Raw genomic sequence first — 23,346 nt, 5'->3', positions numbered from 1 at the left:
TCCACCCACATCGAGAAATCAGTTGGACAGCCGCAACGACGGGAAGCGCTCGGCGGACGCCGCGCAGCGTTCAGCCGACGCGGATGCTCCTTGGCGTTGGAACGGGAGCCGGTCATCGACGAGATCCTGCGGGCAGATCTGGATGCGCCGCGGAAGCAATCGCACACTGCGGAGATCGCTCAACGTCGGCCATCACGTCATGAGGTCTTCCACAGCCGAACCTTGCCGTCGAAGCTGGTAGTCGCCAGGAACCCGCCGGCCGGGCTGAAGGCCAGGCCCACGACGTTCTCTTGATTGCCGGCCAGGTTGGTGCGCAGTTCCCGGTCGGCCACGTTCCACAGTTCGACGTACTCGCCGCTGACAACGGCGAGTGTCGCGCCGTCCGGGCTGAACGCCACGCCATTGTGGTCAAGGGCGGTCTTCTCGGCGAGGGAACTGTCCGCATCGCCGCTGGCCACATCCCATAGCTGCACCAGGTTGTCCTCCCCGGCGGTGGCCAGTGTCCTACCGTTCGGGCTGAAGGCCACGCTCTCGACTTCCTCGGGGTGGTCGAGGACCTTGCGGACCTTGCGGCTGCGCACGCCCCACAACTGCGCTGAGTGATCGTCGTCGGTGGAGTCGAAGAAACGCCCCGCGGTGGCCAGCGTCCTGCCGTCCGGGCTGAACGCCAGCTGCTTGGCAGCCATTTCGTCTTCCAGAACGGCAGCCTTCTCGACCTCGTCCCAGCCGCCGCCGGCACGCCACAGCCGTACACCGGCGCCACCGGTGGCGAGCAGCTTGCCGTCCGGGCTGAACGCCACGGTTTCGACGGGGTCGGAGGGGTCTCCGGGGATGCTGGCGATCTGCCGGCGATCGGCCACGTCCCACACCCCGGCGTCGCCGCTGTCCGTGCCGGTGGCGAGCAGCTTGCCGTCGGGACTGAAGGCGAGGCTGTTGATGCCGTTCTCCGTCTTGCCGGACTTGTCGCGCTGGGTGAAGGCGGCGCGCAGCTTGCGGCCGGCCGGATCCCAGAGCTGCACTCTGCCGTCCCCGGCTGCTGCGAGGGTCTTGCCGTCCGGGCTGAACGCCACCGCCATGCCGGCCGTGTTGGAGAAGTCGGTGAGCGTGGCCACGGGCTTGCGCGTCGACGGCGTGTCACGGTCGGCCGACTCGCCGGGAAGGTAGACGGCGAACAGGATGACGACGAGGACGAGGACTGCGGCTCCGGCCATCAGTACGTACAGCCGGGTGGGTGCCGTAACGGGGTCCGGGCTCGGAGCGTGCGGCTGAATTCCTGGACCCGGTGGTATCGCAGGATCCCTGGGAGGGGTGCCTCCTGCCCGATCCGGCGCTGCAGGAGGTGAAGGCGCGGGCGACGTAGCGGCGTCGTGAAAGCCCGGCGCGGGGCTGACGACGGTCTTGGCTCTCGGCGGGGACGGAGCGCCGTGGTCTTCGTCGCCCGTGCTTTCCATCGTGGAGGCGGGACGGCAGCGCTGGATGACCTCGGTGAGGCTGGGCCGCCGCTCCGGATCCTTCTCCAGGCAGCGGGAGGCGATGGTCCGGACGGGTTCGGGGCAGCCGTCGAGGTCGGGAGCCTGTTCCAGGATGCGGTAGGTCACGCTGTGGTGGCTGCCAACGCCGAAGGCAGGCCGTCCGGTGACGGCGAAAGAGGCGACGACTCCGAGGGCGAAGACGTCGACGGCTTCGGTGACGGTCTGCCCCCTGATGTATTCGGGAGCCATGTACGCAGGCGTCCCCGTAAGCATCCCGGTGCCGGTCACCGACGTGACGTCCGCGGCCCTGGCGATGCCGAAGTCGATGACCTTGGGCCCCTCGGCGGTGAGGATGATGTTGGAGGGCTTCAGGTCGCGGTGGATCACGTCAGCGGCGTGGATGGACTGCAGGGCTTCGGCCACTCTGGCAACAAGTCCCAACGCCGCGTCGACCGGCAACGGTCCGTCTTCGGCCACCGCGTCGTGCAAGGACGGCCCGGGGACGTAAGCCGTGGCCAGCCAGGGCTCGTCTGCCTGCAGGTCCGCATCGACCACCGGCACGGTGTAGAGGCCCTGGACCCGCCGGGCGGCGGCAACCTCCTGCTCGAAACGCTTGCGGAAAAACCTGTCGCTCGCGTACTCACGGTGTACGACCTTGACTGCCACCGCGCTACCGGCCGGAGTACGCGCCAGGTATACGCGGCCCATTCCCCCCGCCCCCAGTACCGCCTCCAGCCGGTACGGACCGGCCTCTGCGGGATCACCAGTCCCAAGTGGGCGATGGGGTGGCGGAGTTGTCGGCCACCCCGGTTGTTCCCCTCTGACGGGCGGAACTGCGGGCGGACCAGAGCCCGGTTGGGACATGCCGACTGTCACCCCTCGCTGGTCTGCCACCCACGCCGCCTCGCCCGCTGATCACGCAGCGGAAGACCTCGGCGGTTCCCCTCCTTGATCCCGCCACCACGTTTCAGGCGCGCGACGGTCCCCGGGCGAGCGACAGCGTAGACGAACCCGCCACACCCGAACAGGCCTGCCCTGCGACGCCGTTGACGCGCGCCAGCGCAGCCGGGCGGCCGGCGTGCGTCAGCACGGTACGCAGCCCGCGCGGCCCTGAAACCGACTGTCACCTACCCGTGCATCAGTCCCGAGGGGCTCAGCGAGCGGCGATCGCCAGCAGTTCGGGCAGGTTGCGCATGTCGTCGAACACGACGGTGCCCGGTCCTTCCAGCCGCGAGGCCGGAGTGAGGCCACCGCAGTAACCGAAGGCCCGCATGCCGGCGGCCCTAGCTGCCTGCACCCCGTATGCGCTGTCCTCGATCACCGCGCACCGCTCAGACGGGACCCCCATGGAACGTGCAGCGTGCTGGAAGAGGTCGGGTGCTGGCTTGCCTCGGCGGACGTCGGCCGCACTGAAGATGCGGTTTTCGAAGTGGTCCACCAGATCGGCGATCTCCAGGCTTCGCCGGATGCCGACATGATCACCGTTCGATGCGACGCAGACGCCCGTGGTGAGGTGATTCAGGACCTCGGCGATGCCGTCGACAGCGGTCAGTTCGGCCTCGAAGGCCGCCTGGTACAGATGCTCGTATTGCTGCTGCCAGTTCTGTTCCAAGCGTCGTCCGAGCCGTTCCTCGACGGCTGCGGTGTAGACCTCGGTGGACGAGCCCACGAACCGCTCGATGATCTCAGCTTCGGTGAACGTGCACCCCAGGTCGGCCGTGATCATCGCGTCTACTTTCACGCATATCTTCTCGCTGTCCACCAGCACGCCGTCACAGTCGAAGATCACCAGTTCAACGGGACTCTGCGTCATGGTCGGCAGCGTAGAGGGGTCTCGGTGGGTGCCCCGAACCGCGTAGGAGCGGGCACTGCCCTACCGTCACCGCATGGAGCGTCGCGCTCGGAAATGCCTCGGCCCGGTGAACAGCGACCAGCAGGAGGTTCGCGAATCGTAAGGAGCCCGCGGCCCTCTCGATCGGGACAGAAGGGCCTTGCGTGGTGTGGAATCCCGGCTACAAGGCAGAGCACGCGGGAGGCTGCGGTGCGCAGGACATCAGGGTGGGCACGGAAACCACTGGTCGCAGGGGTGTTGGTGGTCGGCCTGATAGCCGTCGCCGTGGGCCTGTATCTGTTCCAGCCGTGGAAGCTGTGGACGGACGAGAAGGTCGACGAGGCGCTTCCCGGCGCTTCCGCCCCAGAGAAGTCGGACGGACCGCCGGAGCCCGAGACGCCCGGCGACTCCGCGGGATCGGGCAAGGCCGAGAAGCCGGCCGGGCCGACGACGCTGGCCTCGGGCGAGTTCATCACCCACGAACACGACACCACCGGGAGTGCGAAGGTCGTCGAGCTTCAGGACGGGTCCCGGGTCCTCCGCCTGCAGGACCTGAACACCAGCAACGGTCCCGACCTGAAGGTATGGATCACCGACGCGAAGGTGAAGCCGGGCACGGCCGGCTGGCACGTCTTCGACGACGGCGCCCACCTCAGCCTGGGCGGGCTCAAGGGCAACAAGGGGAGCCAGAACTACACGCTGCCCACCGGGACGGACCTGGACGAATACAGCAGCGTGACGATCTGGTGCGACCGCTTCGACGTCTCCTTCGGAGCGGCCGAACTCTCCCGCACCTGATCGCACCGGTACGGCGTCAGTTCAGTTCTTCTTCGCCGTCCGGTAGATCAAGTAAGAGACGGCCAAGATGAAGTCCACCGCCACCCAGAACGCCACGATGAGACCTGCCCCGATGGTGGCGCCCACTCCGGTAGCCGCGTCAGGCGCCCCCTCGACGACGGTCAGTCCCCAGACCAGCCAGATCAGAAGGATGAGCTGGACGGCCAGGAACGTCCAGAAAAAGACGCGGTGTTTCTTGCGCTTCGGCGGCTCGACCGTCGTTTCCGACGGAGATTCGGTTGCAGCATCGCCGGGGGCTCTCGAGCCAACCAGGGCGCCGCAAAGGGTCGTAGAACCGGTTGCCGATCGCCCACGCGCCGTTGGGTTCGCTAGTCGTGACGCGGCAGAAGGCCGCCGAGAGGCGACGGAGCTCCGTCGTCATGCGTGGAGGCCGTGGCCAGGTTCGGCGGATGCTGGTGGCCAGGCGCCGGAGAATCGCCGCATAATCGCCGCATGGCGGAGATCATCCAGCGCACCGGCACATGGACGTTCGACGGCGAGACAGTGCGGATCGTGCCTGCCATGGGGAAGCACATGCACCCGCTGCGCACCGTGCTGGGCGAAGTTGCCGTACCGATCGCGGCGATCTCCGGGATCGCGTACGAGCCGGGCCGCAAGGGCGGCCGGTTGCGGTTGCGCCTACGGGAGGGAGCCGACCCGCTCGCGCAGGTGGCGAGCGGTCGCCTGCCGGACGCCTCGGACCCGTACCAACTGCCGGTGGAGAAAGATCGCGCCGGCGTCGCCGAGTACTTCGTGGAGGAACTCCGTCGCGCGCTGCTGCTGGACGAGGTGCCGGACACGCCCAGCGGCCGCTACCTGCTGCCCGGACCAGCGGTTCCGCTCACGGCGGGCGGCACGGACGGGACCGCTTCGTTCGACGGCGAGCGCGTCCAGCTGGAGTGGAACTGGATGGCGAACGAGAGCAAGTCGCACAGAGGCCCGCGCATCATCGCCCTCGACGATCTCGACGGTGTGGAATGGACGCCCGCGATCGGCTGGGAGAACGGATCGCTGCGCTTCCGCCCGAAGGGCGGGCACGCCGTCCTCAAGCCGGAACACGATCCCAACTGCCTGATGCTGTGGGGCATTCGGCAGGCCCGCGAGACGGGCGGCTCGGTCCTGCTGGCCGCCGCGGTTACCGCCCGGCTGCCTCATCCGGCCGGGGCGAAGCCGCCTGTGGGAGCAGGCGCGGACGAGCGTCTCCCGTCCCTCGTCAAGAACGGGGGCGGGGGCACGGCGGACACGCCGGGTGACCCGGCCGCGGCGGACCACGACCGGCTGCTGCGGCGCCTGCGCGAACTCGGCGAACTGCACCGCGAAGGCGTCCTCACCGACGAGGAGTTCACCGCGGCCAAGAAGGCGGTCATCGACCGCTTCTGACTCTCGGCCCCGGCCGGGTCCGGAGCCCGGCACCTGCGGCGAGGGCCGGTACTCAGTGCCCAACTGCTCCCAGCGCGGCCCTTGTTGCGCGAGGGTGCGCGAGCCGTACCCGGTAGTCGTCCCAGTCGGGCGCCGAAGCGGGCGAGCCGGCCCAGCTCCGCTGTCCCCGGAAGCCGCGGGAGGGCAATGAACTCGATGTGCTCGCTCTTCTCCGGCGTCTCCGGCCACAAAGGTGTCCTTGCCGTACTGCATGTCGAGGTAGGGGTGGTCGGAGGGGGAGGGGATCAGCCGCATGCGGCAGCGGGCCGCTCCGGCAGTGGAACGCGGCCGGAGCGTGGGTGCCGGGTACCTCGCTCGGCCCCATGAGGATGCGCCGGGCTTGCCGGTCCCATTTGCCCAGGTAAGGGTACGAAGAGTGAGTTGTGTTATCGCTCCTCAGCAGCACCTCACCCTTCTCGAGGACGGAGAGTTCCCATGCCTGACCGTTCCAGTTCAAAACGCTCGGATGGTATGCAGCAGCAGGTTCAGGAGACGGTCGCGTATCCGGTGCGAACGATGAGGACTGCTGCCGAGAAGGTCCCTGGTGCGGAGCGTGTCAGGGGGGTCTTCGACGACATGCTGAACACCGTTGGAATCGTTTCGCCGGGCGCCCGGCGCGTTGCTGCGTACACGGGAGCGGGGATCCTCGGCGTGGCCGGTGTCGTCGAGTGGCCGGTGGCTGTGGTGGGCGCCGCGGCGGTGTGGCTGACGCAGCCACGGCCTGCGGACATGGACGGCGCGGAGGCAGAGGACACCGATGCCGCCCGGACGAAGAAGCGGACTACGAAGCAGGCTGCCTCCAGGTCGTCCAACGGCTCGAGTACGGCGAGGAAGCGATCGAGCAAGAGCACCGCGAAGAGCACCCCCGCGCGCACCGCCAGGAGCACCACGAAGGGCACCCCCACGCGCGCCGCCAAGGGCACCGCCACGCGTACCGCCAAGCGCACCACGAGCGCCTCGACCGCAAAGGCCGGCGGACGGAAGAAGACCTGAGCCCTCCTTGCCCGCCGCGACAACCGTTCCCCCACGCCCGCACGGAATGCCCGCGAAGGTGACGAATGCTGCTTCGATTGCTGGCCGGGCTGCCCAAGCTGACTACCTCGGTTCTCCAGAGCGTTCTGGCCGTGCCTGCCAAGACCACTCGCCGGATCACGCCGCCGGCGGCCGCGGCGGCGCGCCTGACGGGCAGGCTCGTCAGCGTCGGTGCGCATGAAGCGGTGAGCGGTGCGACGGAAGTGTGCGCGTCCGCCGGGCGGTTCGGCAGAGTCGCCCGTGACGCGATGGCGCCCCGAGTCGGTCACTGGCGCGCAGGATCCCGGATGCACCTGGGGCTGCGGCTCCCCCCTGACGCACCGGCGCGCACCGCGGAAGGGCTCGAGACCGCGGCCGGGAAGGTGGCCGTCGAACTGGCCGAGCACCCTGATGTGCTGCTCGCCTACTGGGACGGCGGCCTGGAGTGCGTGGTCGTCAAGGCCGCCGAGGACGCGGTCTGCGAGCGTGTGGCGGACAGGGCATCCGAACTCGCGGCCGAGCATGGGCTTGAACACAGCGGCGAACAGACGCCGGAGCATGGCCACCCGGGTGACGTCAGGAACGTGCGGGTCGAGGTTGCCGCGCTCGCGTTCGACGCGGCAGGCATCGCCACCGTCTTCGCGGCGCGGGCGCTGCTTCCGGCGCGCGCGCCGGAAGCCCTTGTGGCGTCGGTCTCCGTCCTGCGTGAGGACTCGCGAGCACGTGCGGCATCAGGCCGCCTGCTGGGCTCGGACGCGAGTGACCTTCTCCTGGGCGCAGCCCAGGCGGCTGTCTGCGGGATCGCGCAGACACCGGGGCCTCTGCTGCTCGACGCAGCGCTGCGGGCCACTCAGTTGGTGCGATCACTCGCCCAGCTCGCGACGTTCGAGGCAGTGCACGACACGCTCTGTGCTCCGGACCGCCCGGTGGTGGCGAAAGTCGCCACCGTGCGTCCCGCGCTGCGGACTTGCCCGGACGAGTCGTACTCGGACACGGCCGTCAACGGGATGCTGGGCGGTGCCCTCGCCACGCTCCTGTTCACCCGTAGCGTCGACAAGGCGGCGGAGACCGTGCTGGCCGGTGTGCCCAAGGCCGCACGGTTCGGCCCGGCGGCCTTCACCGCGGCGTTCGCCGCTGCTCTCGCGCGAGAGGACGTGCTGGTCTGCGATCCCGCGAGGCTCCGCCGTCTGGAACTCGTGGACACCGTGGTGCTGCATTCCGGAGCGCTCCGCAGCAAGCGCCGCACTGTGCTCGAAGTCCATCCCGGCACGACGGGCTGGGACCACCCTCGGTTGTGGCACGCGGCCATGAAGACTCTCAGCGCTCCCGAGGCCGGGGCGAAGCCACAGGGGGAACCACGGGGGGAGCCACACCTCGTGCTTCGTCCGGCGCCCGATGAGACGGCGTCGGAGGCGGGGCTGATGATCGCCTCGGTGCTCGGCAGGGACGTGGGCACCGTCCTGGTCGGCTGGGAAGTCGAGCCCATGGCCGAGGCCGCGCTGGACGCGGCGCGCCGGGCGGGGCTGCACGTCGTGGTGGTGGACGAGCACGGCCTCGGCGAGTTCGGCACCCTGGCCGATCAACTCACGTCAGGGGAGGTCCCGTTCGCCGGGACCGTCGCCGCTCTCCAGGACGAGGGCCGTACGGTCCTCACCGTGGCGCGAGTCCCGCATGACAGGGGGAGTGGACAACCCGAGCGGGCTCCTTCCGCTCGCGACGCCGTCGACGGGTTGCTCCGCGGTGACATCGCCGTAGCGGTCGCCGACGAGGGCAGTGCCGTCGTCTGGGGCGCCGATCTGCTGTCGCTGCGCGGGCTGGAAGGGGTCTGGCGGTTGCTGTCCGCAGTGACCATGTCCCGGGCGGTCAGCGGATGGGGCAAGTTCTTCGCGGAGGCGGGCGCCGCGCTCTCCGAGCTGCTGGTACTCACCCGGGAGGCACGGTCCCAGCAGAAGCCCGCCTCCCTCGAAGTACGTCTCAGCCCAGTCACCGTCGCCACCGCCGCGTCGCTGACGTGGGGCTGGGCCGCCGCACTGGTCGTGGCCGCCGGAACGATGCCACGGCCCGAACCGCGAGTGCCCTGGCATGCGTTGCCTCCGGACGAGGTCATGGCGCGGCTGCGGAAGGCGCCAGGGACGGCGCCCAGCGGGTGGTCGGTGACACGTCGCCTTGCCGGCCGTCTCGCGCGAGAAGCGGTCAGGTACCCGGTGCTCGCGCCCGTACGGACGGGAGTCCAGCTTGCCCGCGCCGTGTGGGCTGAACTCGACGACCCGTTCACCCCCGTGCTGGTGGTCGGCGCCACCGCATCGGCACTGCTGGGATCGCCGGTCGATGCGTACCTCGTCATCGGCGCCGTAGGGTTGAACGCCCTGGTCGGCGGGGTCCAACGGCTGCGCGCGCAGAGGGCGCTGTTCGCGCTCGCCACCGAGCAGCGGCGAATGGCCCGACGGCTCGAGCCGTCGACCGGTGAGGTATCCGTCGTCGGGGCCGCACGCCTGGCGCCGGGCGAAGTGATCGAGCTGCGCGTCAACGACGTGGTCCCGGCGGATGCGCGGCTGCTGGAGGTCGACGGGTGCGAGGTCGACGAATCCTCGCTGACCGGCGAGTCGTTGCCGACCCCCAAACATGTGGCCGCGGTTCCGGGTGCCTCACTCGCCGACCGAGCCTGCATGGTCTTCGAGGGCACCACAGTGGTGGCCGGCTGCGCGCGGGCCGTCGTCGTGGGTACCGGGCACCAGACGGAAGCCGGTCGCGCCGCATCCCTCGCCGCCCGGGTCCCCATCTCGGCGGGAGTACAGGCACGACTGCACAGGCTGACCAGGCGAGTGCTGCCTTTCACCCTCGCAGGCGGTGCCGCCGTCGCCGGCCTGTCCTTGTTGCGCGGACGTCCGATGCGTACGGCGCTCCAGGGAGGACTCGCCGTCGCGGTAGCGGCCGTACCCGAGGGCATGCCCCTGGTGGCGACCGTGGCGCAGATGGCCGCCGCACGGCGTCTCAGCCGGCTCGGAGTCCTCGTCCGCACGCCGCGCAGCTTGGAGGCGCTGGGCCGCGTCAACGCCGTCTGCTTCGACAAGACCGGGACTCTCACGGAGAACAAGCTGCGGGTCGTCAGTGTCGTCACCGCGAGCGGTGACGAGCACAAGGCACCCGACCCCAAGGCGTTTCCGGTCCTGCAGATCGCCGCCCGCGCGTGCCCGGCCGCCGCGGACCGGGTGGGTGTACACGCCCATGCCACCGACGAGGCAGTCCTGGCAGCCGCCCCGCGTGAGACCGGATGGACCACAGTGCAGGCCGAGCCCTTCGAATCGACCCGCGGGTTCGCAGCTGCCATCGGGAGGGGTGCGCACGGTGACGAAACGCTGGTGGTCAAAGGCGCGCCGGAAGTCGTACTGCCCTGCTGCCCCGATACGGACCCGGCGGCCGTCGAAATGGCGAATACCCTCGCCGGCCAGGGTCTGCGGCTGCTCGCCGTGGCCCAGCGGCCCCTCGCGGTGAACGAGGCGGCCGATGCCCTGGACAAGCCGCTCGAACTGCTGGAACTCATCGGGTTCGTGGCTCTGGCCGACACCCCGCGCGTCAGCTCCGCCCCGCTCGTGTCCGGGTTGCGCGAGGCAGGCGTACGTCCCGTCATGCTGACCGGCGACCATCCCCAGACCGCCCGGTGCATGGCGATCGCCCTCGGCTGGCCCGCCGACGTCGCAGTGGTCACGGGCCACGACCTGGCGGCGCTCGACCGGGCAGGGCGGGCTCGCATTCTCAAGGACTGCGGCGTCGTGGCCCGCGTCGCACCCGAACAGAAGCTCCAGGTCGTCGAGGCACTCCGGGAGGCGGGACGCGTCGTCGGCATGGTCGGGGACGGCGCGAACGACGCCGCCGCGATCCGGGCCGCCGACGTCGGGATCGGCATCGGCGCGCGCGGTTCGGCGGCCGCACGCAATGCCGCCGACCTTGTGATCACCAACAACGAACTCTCGGTGCTCATCGACGCCATCACCGAAGGACGGGCCCTGTGGCGCAATGTGGCCGACGCCATCAGCATCCTGCTCGGCGGCAATGCGGGCGAGGTCGGCTTCTCCGTACTGGGCACACTGCTCTCCGGTACGTCACCGCTGTCCGCGCGCCAGCTGCTCCTGGTCAACCTGCTCACCGACATGTTCCCGGCAATGGCGATCGCGGTCACGCCTCACGACCCGGGCCCCGCTTCGGAGGACACCCTGGCCGAGACGCACTCCGCAAGTCCCGCCAACCTGGGGGAGCCGCTCACACACGAGATCCGCCAACGTGGCCTGATCACTGGAGCCGGCGCGGCTACGGCGTGGCTGATCGGCAGTCTCACCCCCGGATCAGCCGAGCGCACCAGCACCATGGCCCTGTGCGGCGTGATCGGTTCCCAGCTCACCCAGACCGTGGTCGGACGCCGTGACAGCCCCCTGGTCCTCGGCACGGTCATCGGCACCGCCGCCGTTCTCGTCGCCCTCGTCCAGACGCCCGTCGTCAGCCGCTTCTTCGGGTGCACGCCCCTGGGCCCACTGGCCTGGACCGGAGTGGCCGTCGCCCTCGGGATCTCTTCGGTGGGGCCCCGACTGGTGCCCCAGGCCGACCAGTTGCTCTCACACCTCACCTCACGGCTGGGATCTGTACTGCCGACTCGGGACGGGGCTGTCCCAATGAATCTTCTCCGACTTCGAACCCGCAGGTCACCGGGGCTCGTGTGAGTCAGTGATCTGGTACTCGGGTCACGCTTGCTGGAGTGGTGTGAATGACGACGCTCGCCGCACATCCGGTCGCTCCTCCGGTACGTACGTACGCGGGCGGCGCATGCACACGGACGCCCTCAACTCAGCTGCTGCCAGGCGTGCTTGAGACGTCGAGCCTCCTCCAGGCGCCGCTCGTACGTGGCACCGACAACCACCAGTAGCAGCCCGGCGAGCGCAGGCAACAGCCAGCGTGGCAGCAGCCAGGCGACCTGGGCGACGTACGGGGCGAGTTCGTGTGCGCCGACGGCCGCGAGGGTGGCCCCGCCGAGCAGCAGCGGCGCCTGCGTCCGCCACCGGGCGCCCGCGAGCGTGCTGCCCAGGGCGCCGGAGCCCAGCAGCAGCGGGCGCAGCCAGTGCGGGTCGCTCCAGACCATGACGAGGCTCGGCAGGAAGGTGAAAGCGAGCCCGCCGCCGTACGCCCACCACGAGGACACCGGGGCCCGCCCGGCCGCCTCGCCGCTGCCCGTCCGGCGCCTGCGCCGCAGCCAGCCGACGAGCAGCAGGGCGGCGGAGACCGGCAGCGTGTACGCCTCGGGGGTGGAGATGCCGGAGGCGAACAGCCGTACCCAGGTGGCGAGTACGAGCAGAGCCGCCGAGCCGTAGCCTGCGCCCGGACGCCGGTCGGTGCGGAGGGCGACACCCGCGGCGGCGACGGCGCAGAGGGCGAGGGCGAGCCAGAGCGTCCCGGGGTACGGGGCGCACAGCGAGAGCGCGGCCAACGCCGTCGCATAGCCCGCGCATTCGACGGCGAGTGAGATCGCCTTCCGGGACACGGACGCCGACGCGACCGCACCGCGGCCCAGCAAGGCCGCCGCCGGCACGGTGGCGACTGCGACCGCGAGCAGCGCGAACGACGCCTGGTGCGCCGGATGGTCCAGCGCCGCGGCAAGAGCCCCGGCCAGCCCGGCCGCGTACACCACCGCCGACGCCGCGAGCGTGGCCCGGCGTCCTGGGCCGCCCTTCGGCGACCAGGCCGCGGTCGCCGCGGACGCCACGCACAGCACTGCCAACACCCCGAGGGTGGCGGTCTGTTGAGCGAGTGCCCAGCCGGTCGCGGTACCGGCCAGGGTGAGGCCCGACACCAGTGCGGTGACGCCGGTCGTGGCGTCCGCCACCGTGACCGAGGCAGCGAGCAGGACGACCGCCAGGGCGGTGACGACGGTCACGGTCGCTCCGTACGGCAGACCGAGTGCCAGCGGTGCCGTTGCACCGGCGATGGCGCACAGCGTGGCCAGTGCCGGCAGTACGGGCAGTGTGGGCAGGGCGGCCAGTGCGGCCTGGGCGGGCTCGGACGATCGGGTGGCCGCGGTCGGCGTCCGGTTCAACGCGCCGTCGCCGCAGGGTCGTTGGCCGCCGCGAACGACCCTGCCGAGGCTGCCGGCGAGCAGCGGCGCGGACAGCGCCAGCAGCAGGAGGATCAGCAGGGTCGCGGCAGAGCCGGTCCATGCGTGGTGACTGTCGAAGGCCTGCCGGCCCGGGCCGCTCGGCGGCCCCTCCCATACCCGCGTCACGAAGAACCACGGTCCGAACACCGCCTCGGCCACCGGCACCAGCACCCACAACAGCGCACCGCACTGCACCACGAGGGCCGCCACCACCAGTCCGGCCGACTGCGCTGCGCCCGGAGCGCCCGGAGCACGCGGAGCACCCGCATCACGCGGCGCCCGCACCACGCGCAGGACGAGCACCGCGCTCAACAGGCCCATCGCGCACAGCAGATACACCAGTACCCGCCAGTCCCAGCCCGGGGTCCCCTCGCCTCGTCCCACGGCCCGCACCACGGCCCACACGACGTCCCCCAGCGCCGTGATCAGCACCAGCCCGGCCGCCGTGCCCAGCAGCCCCGCCAGCCGGCGGGCCTGCCGCCGCTGCCCCGCGTAGAGCAGCACTGCCGCCGCCACTGCCGGTACGGCGTTCCAACGTGCGGCCGCGGCAACACCGTTGGGCTGCTGCGACAGCGTCACGGCCATCATCAGCACGCCCGCCGGCACCGCCGCCACGGCGGCCGTCAGCCGTACCGGCCGGGCGGTCGCGCGGGTGCCTTTGCCGTCCCGCTGAGGCGACACCGCCAGTGCGACGTCCGCCGCGAAGGTGAGCAGCAGCGCCACGGCGAGTCCGTAGGCCGTCCGATCCGAAGAACCGTCCAGGGTCAGCGCCCAGAGCGGCAGCGGCAGTTGGGCGACGGCGACGGCGAAGGGCAGCGGCAGGCGCAGCCCCGGTGCCGGCAGCGCCAGCCCGTAGCCCGCCCACAGCGCGGCGATCAGCGCGGCACTGGACGCCGTATAGCCGAGACCGTCCGCGTACGGAAATGCGACCTCGTGCACTGCGTACGCGTCCAGCGCCAACAGCGCCAGCCCGAAACCGGCGAGGGACTCGGCGGTGGCCACCAGCTTGCGGCGCAACAGCGGCAGCGGAACGGCGAGGGTGCCGAGGGTCAGCCCGCCGAGCACCGCCGCACGGCCGCCGATGCCCATGCTGCCCCAGCTCAGCAACGCGAAGGCGACCGCGGCGACGGTGAGCAGCACACCACCGAGCACGAGCAGGACGTTGCGTGCGGTGTACGAGGAGGTCTCGGCCTGCCGCGCGGCCCACGGCCGGGGAACAGGGCCATGTGCCGGCACCGGCCCGAAGGCACCGCCAGGAGCACCGCCCGGAGCCACACCCTGGGCCGGCGCGCCTTGCGCAGCGCCTTGCGCGGCACCCGGCGCGGCACCCCGCGCCGTGGCCCGCAGCCCGGCCAGCAGGGTCTGTCGCCGCCCGTGGAGCATGGCGCGCCGGTGTTCCAGACCCGCAAGCTCCGTGTCGATCCGCCGTAGCTCCCCGTGCCCGTCACCGGTCAACGGCAGTGCGCAGTAGGGGCAGTTGGCAGGCCTGTGCCCTTGCCCTTGCCCTTGCCCTTGCCCTTGCCCCTGCTCCTCCTCGTGGGCTTGCCCCTCCCCGTGCTCCGCCGCCGGTCCCAGCGGTCCACGGCAGTCAGGGCAGTGTGCGAGCGGCTGGTTGTACTCCATGCCGGGCAGCCTGACGCCGCACCGGCACCCCCGATATCCGTCGGGATACTCAGATCGGCTTCCGGGGGGCCGCACGGGGTGCGGCGGCAGTCACTTCATAATCAGGTGAACGGACCTGGTCAGGGCACTACGATCCCGTCATGCGACTGGCTCACTACACCGACGAGGACCTGGAACAGCACTCCCTGCGCCGGCGGGTGGCGGACGACGGGCAGCGATCGGGATTCGAGCACGACGTGGACCGGATCCTGTACTCCACGCAGTGGCGTGCGCTCGCGGGCAAGAGCCAAGTCGTCGCCAGTGGTGAACTCGGCGCCTACCACACCAGGTTGACCCACTCGATGAAGGTCGCCCAGCTGGGGCGGCGGATGGCCGAGCGCTTCGAGCGGCGCTACGGCGGCCCGAACCCGGCACTGGTCGAGGCGGCCTGCATGGCGCACGACATCGGGCACCCGCCCTTCGGCCACGCCGGCGAGACCGCGTTGCGGGCGACGATGGACGAGCTGCACTTCGCGGGCGGGGTGCTCGACAGCTTCGAGGGCAACGCCCAGACCCTGCACATCCTCACCTTCCTCGCCGCCCACAAGTACCCCGGCCACCGCGGGCTGCACCTGACCCGGGCCTGCCTGGACGCGGCGACGAAGTACCCGTGGGAGCGTGCCCCGCGCGACGTCGATCCCGCGCGGCACGGCAAGTGGGGCGTCTACGCGATCGACCGGCAGGCGTTCGCGTGGGTGAGGGCGGGCCGAGGCGACGACGCCGTGCCGGTCGAGGAGCAGGTGATGGACTGGGCCGACGACGTCACCTACGCCTGCCACGACGTGGAGGACTTCTACCGCACCGGGTTGATCCCGCTGGCCGCGCTTTTTCCACCCCCTGGAGCCGCGGGCGGCGACACCGAGCGCGAGACGCAGCGCTTCCTGGACTATGTGGAGGCCAAGCGCCACCGCGCCGGTGACGCCTTCGACCGGGACGAGGCGGTGCACCTCCTGGCCGACATCGCCAAGGCCCTCTCGGTCCCGGGTCCCTACGCCGGCCGCCACGAAGACGATGTCGCCGTCAACGCCCGTACGGCCAAACTCATCGACCACTTCACCCGCGACATCGAGCTTGCGGTCGACGGCCCCGCAGCGATCCGTTACGGCGCCAGGCTCGTCGTGCCGGCTGAACGCCGGGCCGCCTGCGACCTGCTCAAGGAACTGGTCTGGTGCTACGTCATCGACCGCCCGGCACTCGCCACCCAGCAGCACGGAAAGAAGCGCATCGTCTCCCAACTGCTGCGCTGGACCTACGAATCCCCTCGGCTGCTGCCCACCGACCGGGCCGAGGAACTCGACCTCCACGGCGACCCGCTGCGTGCCGCGGCCGACCACGTCTCGTCCCTGACCGAGGATCAGGCGATGACTCTGCACCGCCGTCTGTCCGGCACCAGCCTCGGGTCGGTAAGCGACGCGATGTGACCGCGACGGGCCGGGGCCGGGCGGGCGGTCGACTGTCCCTTTCCGTGGTGCGCCGATATGCCGCAAAGTCGGGACCCGTAGCTCTGGTCTTCCTCAACTCCGCTTAGCCTCCATCGGCTCCGGGCAGGTGCGCTGCACGCCGGCGGGAGCCGACGCCTCGGCGCCGAGGGGCGCCCGAGCCGAAGACCGAGCAGCGCGAAGGGCGCGCTACGCAACTCAAGGGGGAGCCGGAACGATGGACAGCACTGGATTCGTCATCGTCATAGTCATGGTCGTGATCATTGCCGGGGTAATGGCCCTCATCGCCAAGGTCACTTCCGGCCGTAGGACGGGAGACAGCGGCTACGCCGGCTCGGGCTCGGCGGGCGGCGTCGGCTGGTGGGAAGGCGGCTCCGGCGACTCCGGTGGCGACTCCGGTGGCAGCGGCGGTGACGGCGGCGGTGGCGGCCACTCCTGCGGGGGCGGCGGTGGTGGCGGCTGCGGCGGCGGTGGCGGTGGCGGCGGCTCCTGACCGGTCTTCGTGTCCGGTCGCCCGGTCGCCCGGTCGCCCGGCCGCGGCACTCGGGCAGCGCGGGTTGCGATTCCCGTGCGGGAGCAGGGCGATGAGTTCTGCTTCACCGGTGGTCTGCACCGTGTGACCGCGTCGCGAACCGAGGAGCACCCGTGATCGACCTGAAGCCGGCCTGCCGCCAGATGACCGAGCTGCTGGCAGACGTGGGCGACGAGCAGCTCACCGACCCCACTCCCTGCAGCGAATACACCGTCCGCGACCTCGTCGGCCACGTCGACGAGGTCTCCCGGGCATTCATCGCCATTGCCGGCAAGGACGCCGGCCAACGCACCGACGCCGCCGCGGACTTCGGCGACGACTGGCGGGAGAGCGTCTCCAAGGCCGTCCAGGAGCTCGGTGACGCCTGGGACGACCCGGCGGCCTGGCAGGGAAGTACCGAAGGCGCCGGCGTCGACCTCCCGAACCAACGGTGGGGCAGGATCGCCCTGACCGAGATGGTGGTGCACGGCTGGGACATCGCCACGGCCACCGGCCGGCAGTTCGGGCTCCCCGACGAAACCCTGCAGGCGTGCTTCGACCACGTCGCCGAGTTCGTCCCGAACGCACCCGTCGAGGGCCTGTGGGGTCCGGCCGTCGAGGCGCCCGCCGACGCGCCGCTCCTCGACCGGATCGTGGCCATCACCGGCCGCGACCCCTGGCGACCACTCGGCCGACCGTGACCGGTTCCGGCTGGCGGCCCCCGTGCGCGAGCAGACAATGGTGGCAACGCGGCAGACACGTACCGGTCCTCAGGAGGCAGCGATGCGCCAGACCAATCTCACCGGGGAGTCGGCCGAGTACGTCGCTGCCCGCGAGGAACTCCGCCAGGCCGAGATCGAGCTGATGCGTCACCGCGAACGGGTCGCGGGCATGCGCCGCGGTCTGCCGCCGGGCCCTGTCGTCGACGACTACGTGTTCGAGGAGGGCCCTGCCGATCTGCAGGCCGGCGACGCGCCCGTCCGGACCGTGCGCCTGGCTGAGCTGTTCACCCGTCCCGGGCGTGACCTGGTCGTATACCAGTTCATGTACGGAAAGAAGCAGACCGAGCCGTGCCCGATGTGCACGATGTGGCTCGACGGACTCAATGGAGTGGCCCGCCACGTCACGCAGAACGTGGACCTCGCGGTCGTCGCCGCGGCCGGTCTGCCCGATCTCCGCGCGCACGCCCGGAACAGGCAGTGGACGAACCTGCGCCTGCTCAGCGCCGGACCCAGCACCTTCAAGTACGACGTGGGCGGTGAGGACGCCGAGGGAAACCAGGACTCGACGGTGTCGGTGTTCACCCGCGACGACACCGGGTCGGTACGCCACTTCTACTCGGTGCACCCCCGCATGTCCGACGACATCGACCAGCGGGGCATCGACCTGTACAGCCCCGTGTGGCACATCCTCGACCTCACCCGCCGAGGCCGGGGCGACTGGAGCGCCGCGCTCGACTACTAGCGCAGCGCTCGGCTACTACGCCGCGCTCGGCTACTGGGGGCCTGGTTCGCGTCACCGCCCCCGGTGGTCACAGGTAGCCGAACAACGGGGGAAAGACCAGGGCCACGACCCAGGCCCACCCCGCATAGACCGGGAGGTAGCCGGTCTGCCAGCGCTCGAGTGCCGCGAACGGTGTGCGGCGGCGGACGAAACCCAGCATCAGCCAGGCCGACCAGGCGAGATTGGCCAGCAGGATGACGTTCTCTCCGAGCGCCGCCGCCTTGTTGGGCGTGGTGCCGTACTCGGATATACGCCCGGTGATCTCCAGCATCACCAGCACATCGATGACGAGCGCGCTGACCACGAGGGCAAGCTGCAGCTTGTCGAACAGCCCGGGCGGTGCCAGCGGATCGCGGGCCGAGATGGAGTAGAGCAGCAAGCCCAGCACCACGACCAGCAGCAGGTCGAAAAGGATCAGCGCTTCCCGCTCGACGTCGATGCCGCCGCCGGCCAGGCCGAAAGCCACGAGGAAGGCCAGCAGCACCGCGGTGAACAGCGGTGTGAACAGCCGCGCGAGCACAGGGGCCATGTTCTCGACGACGCTCTGCTTGGCCTCGACGAGCCACCCGGCCACCACGACCGCGCCGACGCCGCCACAGGGAACAAGCCACTGCGCGACGAAGGTCTCCGGGACGATCCCGATGGCCTCGAAGGTCCCGAAGATGATCGCGATCAGCACACCGCCGCCGCAGGCGATGAGTGCGAGATAGACGAACCATTCGCCGGTGAAGCGGATGAAGTCCATTCGACGGCGTGACGAGCGCAGGTCGTCGGCGATATAGGCCAGGCCGACGGCGAACCACAGGGCGATGGGGAGATGGATGCCGGTCAGGACCGCCGACTGGGAGTCGTCCGCGAGCGGATAGACGTTGGCCGCCACGGCTCCGGCCGCGAACAGCGCCAGCAGTACCCCCGTCAGCGCGGGGACGGCCTTGCGGCGCCAGGCCAGGAAGGCCGCCAGCCAGGGAAGCGCGAAGAGGCTGAGGTTGCGTCCGTAGAACGCCGCATCCTGTTCGATGCGCACCCCGAACAGTTCCGGCACCTTCACGGATATCGCCGCGCCCGCCACACAGACGACTGTCGCGAGCAGGTCGCGCCGCTTCCGGTTGTCCGCCGCCGCACTGCCGGAGTCACCGGTCAGCACCAGCTGCTTCCACAGCCGTTCGGAGTGCTCCCGGGCGAACTCGCGGGACAGGTCGTCCAGGCCGCCCATGCGTTTGACCGCGACCAGGAAGGCCTCGTCGGCGCGCAGGCCGATGCCGATGAGCTCGTCGACGGAGCCCCGGAGATGATCCTCCAGCTCTTCGGTGTCGGACCGCCGCAGCTCCGGGCGGCGATGCGCGTACTGACGCCACTGGGCGAACTGGGCCTCCAGCTCGTCCTGGCCTTCTTGCGCCGTCATGCCCGGCCCTCCAGCGGGATCGCCGTCGTCCTCAGATCGCCGGAGCCGAGCCAGATCTGCTTCAGCGCGTCCACGACGGTGTCCCACTGACGGCGCTGCTCGGCGAGCTCGGCCAGGCCCTTGTCGGTGATGCGGTAGTACTTGCGCCGCCGCTCCCCGGTGGCCGACTGCCAGCTGGACTCCGCGTGCCCGAGGCGCTCGAGCCGGTGCAGCAACGGGTAGAGCAGTCCCTCGGTCCACTCCAGCTCTCCGCCGGACAGCTCGTTGATCCGCCTGAGGATCGCGTAGCCGTAGCTCTCCCCCTCGGCCAGGATGCCCAGCACCATCGGTGTCGCCGAGGCAGCCACGAGGTCCTTGGTGACTCTCACGAGACCTCCCTGCGACCGACCATGCCTAGGTCTACGATGCATAGTAGCTTTAGGTATCGCTCCATAACAAGGAAGGGACCGGAACCTGGGCGTCTGCCGGTCGCTTCCTGCGACGGCGGCTTCGATGGGATGGCCTGCGCGTGACCGCTCGCCACGAGGGATTTCCGTGCGGGAGCCGACAGCCGGGAACCCGCGGCGGAACCTGAGAATCCGGGTGCTCGACTGAAAGTGCCGAGTGCGGGTACCGGGGCGCCATGATGAGCAGGCCGGAGAACATCTTCGTACTCGGACTCGACGACGGCAATCTCGAGCTCCTGCATGACCTGCCCCACCTGGCCTCGTACCGCTTCCACCCGCTGCTCAGCCAGGACGAGCTCATGGAGGGGGACACGGTTTCCCTGCGCACCCTGCTGGACAAGGCGGAGGCCAGACTGGCGGCGTTCGACGGTCCGGTCGACGCGATCGTGGGGTACTGGGACTTCCCCGTGAGCTCCATGGTCCCGATCCTGTGCGAACGGCACGGACTGCCGTCCGCCTCGCTGGAATCGGTCGTGAAGTGCGAGGACAAGTACTGGAGCCGGCTGGAGCAGCAGAAGGTCTGTGACGCCTACCCGCCGTTCGCTCTTGTGGATCTCGACGATCCTGAGCCCCCGCCCGGGCTGAACTTCCCGATGTGGCTCAAGCCGGTGAAGTCACGTTCCTCGGAGCTGGCGTTCCAGGTGCGGGACGCCGCGCAGTTCGCCGACGCGGCCGCCCGGATCCGGGACGGCGTCAGCGGGGTCGGGGAGGCCTTCGACTCAGTGCTGTCGCTGCTGGACCTTCCGCCTGAGGTCGCCGAGGCCGGCGGCCAGGCCTGCTGCCTGGCCGAGGAGGAGGCCTCGGGGCGCCAGATCACGGTGGAGGGCTACTGCATCGACGGCAAGGCCCATGTCTACGGGGTGATCGACTCCATCCTGTACCCGGGCTCGTCGAGCTTCCTCCGCTACCAGTACCCCGCCTCGCTGCCGGCGGCCGTCAGCGACCGGCTGACCGATGTCTCGACCCGGGTCGTGCAGCAGGTCGGCCTGGACTACTCGACGTTCAACATCGAGTACTTCTGGGATCCGGAACGGGACCGGCTGAACATCGTGGAGATCAATCCGAGGCTGTCCCAGTCGCACGCCGCCATGTTCGAGTACGTCGACGGGGTGCCCAACCACCACTGCATGATCAGGCTCGCGCTCGGCCGCGACCCGCAGCTGTCGTACGGCGAGGGCCCCTACGCCGTCGCCGGGAAGTGGTTCCTGCGGCGGTTCTCCGACGCGTACGTACGCCGCGTCCCGGGCCAGGAGGACATCTCCCGGGTCGGGAGCGAGATGCCCGACGTGATCGTCGACATCATCGCCGAGCAGGGCGGACGGCTCTCGGACCTGCCGTTGCAGGACAGCTACAGCTACGAGCTGGCGGCGCTCCACATCGGAGCCCGGGACGAGACCGAGCTCGAGGAGAAGTACGAGCGCTGCCTGGAACTGCTGCCCTTCGAATTCGACGACGGCGAATAACGACGACGAATTGGAGAGACCGCAGGAATGAAGGAGGTCAGCTCCCGGCCGCATGCGGTCAAGGAGGAGGAGCACGTCTGGATCCCGACGAGGGACGGGACATGGCTGGCCGGGCGCATCTGGCGTCCGGTCGCCTCCGACACCGAGCCGGTCCCGGCGATCCTGGAGTTCATCCCGTACCGCAAGCGTGATCTGACCGCGCTGCGCGACTCCGTCAACCACCCCTACATCGCGGGACACGGCTACGCCTGCGTGCGGGTCGATCTGCGCGGCAGCGGTGACTCCGAGGGCGTGCTCGAGGACGAGTACCTGGAGCAGGAGTTCTGCGACGGCGAGGACGTCCTCGAATGGATGGCCGAGCAGTCGTGGTGCAACGGCCGCACAGGAATGATGGGCATCTCCTGGGGCGGCTTCAACGCCCTTCAGCTCGCCGCGCGCCGCCCGCCGAGCCTCGGGGCCGTCGCGGCGCTCTCCTACAGCGACGACCGTTACGCCGACGACGTGCACTACATGGGTGGCTGCCTGCTCAGCGACAACCTCTCGTGGGCGTCGACGATGTTCGCGTACAACTCGTGCCCGCCCGATCCCCAGGTGGTCGGTCCCCGGTGGCGGGACATGTGGTACGAGCGGCTCGACGGCATGACCCCGTGGCTGGCCGAGTGGCTTACCCATCAGCGGCGGGACGACTACTGGCGGCACGGTTCCGTCTGCGAGGACTACTCGGACGTCGGGTGCCCGGTGCTCGCCGTCAGCGGCTGGGCCGACGGCTACTCCAACGCCGTCTTCCGCCTGATGCAGGAGCTCAAGGTTCCGCGCCGGGGGCTGATCGGTCCGTGGTCGCACAAGTATCCGCATCTCGGCGTGCCGGGCCCCGCCATCGGCTTCCTGCAGGAGCTGGTGCGCTGGTGGGACCACTGGCTCAAGGACGAGGACAACGGCGTGATGGACGCGCCCATGCTGTGCACGTGGATGCAGGAGAGCATGCCGCCCTCCACCGCCTACGACGAACGTCCGGGGCGCTGGGTCGGGGAACCCGGCTGGCTCTCCCCGCACGTCGAACGCGTCCAGCACCCCCTGGGGCACCACTGGATCGGCCGCCCCGGCGAGCAGCTCGCCTCACCGCCGCTCAGCGTGGAATCCCCGTTGTCCGTGGGCCAGTTCGCCGGGAAGTGGTGCTCATACAACGCGCCTCCCGACCTGCCGTACGACCAGCGGGAGGAGGACGGCGGCTCGCTGGTCTTCGAGAGCGAACCGCTGGACGAGCGCTGCGAGATCCTCGGCGGGCCGGTACTGCACGCGACGCTGGAAGTGGACCGGCCGGTCGCGATGGTGGCCGTCCGGCTCTCGGACGTCGCGCCGGACGGACGGGCGACCCGGGCGACGTACGGGCTGCTCAATCTCACCCACCGCAACAGCCACGCCGAACCCGAAGGCCTCGAAGCCGGCGAGCGTTACCAGGTCCGCGTCCAGCTCAACGGTGTGGCACAGGCGTTCCCGGCCGGACACCGGATCCGGATCGCCCTGTCGACCTCGTACTGGCCGCTCGCGTGGCCGCCGCCCGAGCCGGTACGGATGACCGTGCATCCGGCGGAGAGCTCGCTGGAGCTGCCGATCCGCTCGACCGCCGAACCCGACGAGCTGCCGACGCCGCTGTTCGGGGATCCCGAAGGGGCTCCGCCGCTGCCGAGCAAGGTGGTCCGGCCCGGTGAACAGCGCTGGACGGTCTCGCGTGAGCTCGTCGACTACCAGTCGGCGCTGGAGGTCGTTAAGGATCTCGGCGTCATGTACATGGAGGACATCGATCTGGAGCTGACCCGTCGGGCATACGAGCGCTACAGCTGGAGCGGAGACGACTTCGACTCCGTGCGAGGCGAGATCGAATGGGTCATGGGTTTCACCCGCGGCGACTGGAACGCGCACGCCACGACGCGCACCGTGCTGACCTCCGACGTGTCGAACTTCTACGTGCACGCGACGTTGGACGCCTACGAAGGCGACCGCAGGGTGCGCTCCCGCAACTGGGACCTGACCATCCCGCGGGACCACGTCTGAACGCCACGTCTGAACGACGACCGCGCTCTCTCCGGGTCCCGCCGGCGTACACGCGAGAGCGGCCCGCCCTCTTGGTCCCTGCGCCCGGGCGGCCCCGCGGGAGGGCGAACCGGAACGGCGGGAACGGATGCGAGGTGTGAAGGTGTGAGTAGGGGGATC

15 protein-coding genes are annotated in these 23,346 nt (G+C 70.3%); 10 read left to right on the top strand and 5 right to left on the bottom strand.

The features are described 5' to 3' along the window. Positions 1–197 precede the first annotated feature (197 nt). Positions 198–2,336, bottom strand: a complete 2,139-nt coding sequence (locus tag ACSMXX_RS14710; RefSeq protein WP_473184479.1) for a WD40 repeat domain-containing serine/threonine protein kinase — start codon at positions 2,334–2,336, stop codon at positions 198–200. Positions 2,337–2,625: 289 nt separating this feature from the next. Next, complete coding sequence (locus ACSMXX_RS14705) at positions 2,626–3,285, bottom strand: HAD family hydrolase (protein ID WP_473184478.1); 660 nt, start codon at positions 3,283–3,285, stop codon at positions 2,626–2,628. Positions 3,286–3,513: 228 nt separating this feature from the next. On the opposite strand from ACSMXX_RS14705, the gene ACSMXX_RS14700 reads away from it, so the two are divergent. From ACSMXX_RS14700 to ACSMXX_RS14685, 4 genes are all read left to right on the top strand, one after another. After that, positions 3,514–4,101 (top strand): DM13 domain-containing protein, encoded by a 588-nt coding sequence (locus ACSMXX_RS14700; protein WP_473184477.1) that lies wholly within the window; start codon positions 3,514–3,516, stop codon positions 4,099–4,101. Between the two features lie 492 nt (positions 4,102–4,593). Further along, a complete protein-coding gene (locus tag ACSMXX_RS14695; protein ID WP_473184476.1) occupies positions 4,594–5,520 on the top strand; it encodes a DUF4429 domain-containing protein in 927 nt (308 codons plus the stop codon). Positions 5,521–6,075: 555 nt separating this feature from the next. Continuing rightward, the gene (locus ACSMXX_RS14690; RefSeq protein ID WP_473184475.1) at positions 6,076–6,552 is read left to right on the top strand and encodes a hypothetical protein; all 477 of its coding nucleotides are present in this window, start codon (positions 6,076–6,078) and stop codon (positions 6,550–6,552) included. A 65-nt stretch (positions 6,553–6,617) separates the two neighbouring features. Next, positions 6,618–11,282: an HAD-IC family P-type ATPase gene (locus tag ACSMXX_RS14685; protein WP_473184474.1), complete on the top strand. Its 4,665-nt coding sequence runs from the start codon at positions 6,618–6,620 to the stop codon at positions 11,280–11,282. Between the two features lie 119 nt (positions 11,283–11,401). Here ACSMXX_RS14685 and ACSMXX_RS14680 read toward each other — a convergent pair whose 3' ends face one another. Further along, complete coding sequence (locus ACSMXX_RS14680; RefSeq protein ID WP_473184473.1) at positions 11,402–14,332, bottom strand: SCO7613 C-terminal domain-containing membrane protein; 2,931 nt, start codon at positions 14,330–14,332, stop codon at positions 11,402–11,404. Between the two features lie 140 nt (positions 14,333–14,472). Between ACSMXX_RS14680 and ACSMXX_RS14675 the strand changes: the two genes are divergently transcribed. The 4 genes from ACSMXX_RS14675 to ACSMXX_RS14660 all read left to right on the top strand — a co-directional run bounded on the left by ACSMXX_RS14675 (position 14,473) and on the right by ACSMXX_RS14660 (position 17,785). Continuing rightward, positions 14,473–15,792 (top strand): deoxyguanosinetriphosphate triphosphohydrolase family protein, encoded by a 1,320-nt coding sequence (locus tag ACSMXX_RS14675; RefSeq protein WP_473184472.1) that lies wholly within the window; start codon positions 14,473–14,475, stop codon positions 15,790–15,792. A 235-nt stretch (positions 15,793–16,027) separates the two neighbouring features. Next, positions 16,028–16,303 (top strand): hypothetical protein, encoded by a 276-nt coding sequence (locus ACSMXX_RS14670; RefSeq protein ID WP_473184471.1) that lies wholly within the window; start codon positions 16,028–16,030, stop codon positions 16,301–16,303. Positions 16,304–16,455: 152 nt separating this feature from the next. Next, complete coding sequence (locus ACSMXX_RS14665; RefSeq protein ID WP_473184470.1) at positions 16,456–17,022, top strand: TIGR03086 family metal-binding protein; 567 nt, start codon at positions 16,456–16,458, stop codon at positions 17,020–17,022. 82 nt (positions 17,023–17,104) lie between these two features. Then, on the top strand, positions 17,105–17,785 hold the full coding sequence (locus ACSMXX_RS14660; RefSeq protein ID WP_473184469.1) for a DUF899 family protein: 681 nt from the start codon (positions 17,105–17,107) through the stop codon (positions 17,783–17,785). 67 nt (positions 17,786–17,852) lie between these two features. Here ACSMXX_RS14660 and ACSMXX_RS14655 read toward each other — a convergent pair whose 3' ends face one another. Together ACSMXX_RS14655 and ACSMXX_RS14650 are read right to left on the bottom strand one after the other, a co-directional pair. After that, positions 17,853–19,226 carry a permease prefix domain 1-containing protein gene (locus tag ACSMXX_RS14655; protein WP_473184468.1) on the bottom strand — a complete coding sequence of 458 codons (1,374 nt, stop codon included), beginning with the start codon at positions 19,224–19,226 and terminating at the stop codon, positions 17,853–17,855. Beyond that, positions 19,223–19,594, bottom strand: a complete 372-nt coding sequence (locus ACSMXX_RS14650) for a PadR family transcriptional regulator (protein ID WP_473184467.1) — start codon at positions 19,592–19,594, stop codon at positions 19,223–19,225. The genes ACSMXX_RS14655 and ACSMXX_RS14650 overlap by 4 nt, the downstream gene beginning before the upstream one ends. Positions 19,595–19,851: 257 nt before the next feature. Between ACSMXX_RS14650 and ACSMXX_RS14645 the strand changes: the two genes are divergently transcribed. Both ACSMXX_RS14645 and ACSMXX_RS14640 read left to right on the top strand, forming a co-directional pair. Continuing rightward, entirely contained in the window at positions 19,852–21,135 is a 1,284-nt protein-coding gene (locus ACSMXX_RS14645) for an ATP-grasp domain-containing protein (protein ID WP_473184780.1), read from the top strand. Between the two features lie 27 nt (positions 21,136–21,162). Further along, a complete protein-coding gene (locus tag ACSMXX_RS14640; protein ID WP_473184466.1) occupies positions 21,163–23,187 on the top strand; it encodes a CocE/NonD family hydrolase in 2,025 nt (674 codons plus the stop codon). The last annotated feature ends 159 nt before the right edge of the window (positions 23,188–23,346 follow it).

The sequence above is a fragment of the Streptomyces sp. DSM 116795 genome (assembly GCF_055792905.1).
Note: the sequence above shows the minus strand (reverse complement) of the source record. Positions and strands in the feature narration are given on the sequence as shown.

Bases quoted from the DNA above. Each gene is read 5' to 3' on its own strand.
- ACSMXX_RS14710 (WP_473184479.1), bottom strand. From the start codon at position 2,336: ATGTCCCAACCGGGCTCTGGTCCGCCCGCAGTTCCGCCCGTCAGAGGG.
- ACSMXX_RS14705 (WP_473184478.1), bottom strand. From the start codon at position 3,285: ATGACGCAGAGTCCCGTTGAACTGGTGATCTTCGACTGTGACGGCGTG.
- ACSMXX_RS14695 (WP_473184476.1), top strand. From the start codon at position 4,594: ATGGCGGAGATCATCCAGCGCACCGGCACATGGACGTTCGACGGCGAG.
- ACSMXX_RS14690 (WP_473184475.1), top strand. From the start codon at position 6,076: ATGAGGACTGCTGCCGAGAAGGTCCCTGGTGCGGAGCGTGTCAGGGGG.
- ACSMXX_RS14685 (WP_473184474.1), top strand. From the start codon at position 6,618: ATGCTGCTTCGATTGCTGGCCGGGCTGCCCAAGCTGACTACCTCGGTT.
- ACSMXX_RS14680 (WP_473184473.1), bottom strand. From the start codon at position 14,332: ATGGAGTACAACCAGCCGCTCGCACACTGCCCTGACTGCCGTGGACCG.
- ACSMXX_RS14675 (WP_473184472.1), top strand. From the start codon at position 14,473: ATGCGACTGGCTCACTACACCGACGAGGACCTGGAACAGCACTCCCTG.
- ACSMXX_RS14670 (WP_473184471.1), top strand. From the start codon at position 16,028: ATGGACAGCACTGGATTCGTCATCGTCATAGTCATGGTCGTGATCATT.
- ACSMXX_RS14660 (WP_473184469.1), top strand. From the start codon at position 17,105: ATGCGCCAGACCAATCTCACCGGGGAGTCGGCCGAGTACGTCGCTGCC.
- ACSMXX_RS14655 (WP_473184468.1), bottom strand. From the start codon at position 19,226: ATGACGGCGCAAGAAGGCCAGGACGAGCTGGAGGCCCAGTTCGCCCAG.
- ACSMXX_RS14645 (WP_473184780.1), top strand. From the start codon at position 19,852: ATGAGCAGGCCGGAGAACATCTTCGTACTCGGACTCGACGACGGCAAT.
- ACSMXX_RS14640 (WP_473184466.1), top strand. From the start codon at position 21,163: ATGAAGGAGGTCAGCTCCCGGCCGCATGCGGTCAAGGAGGAGGAGCAC.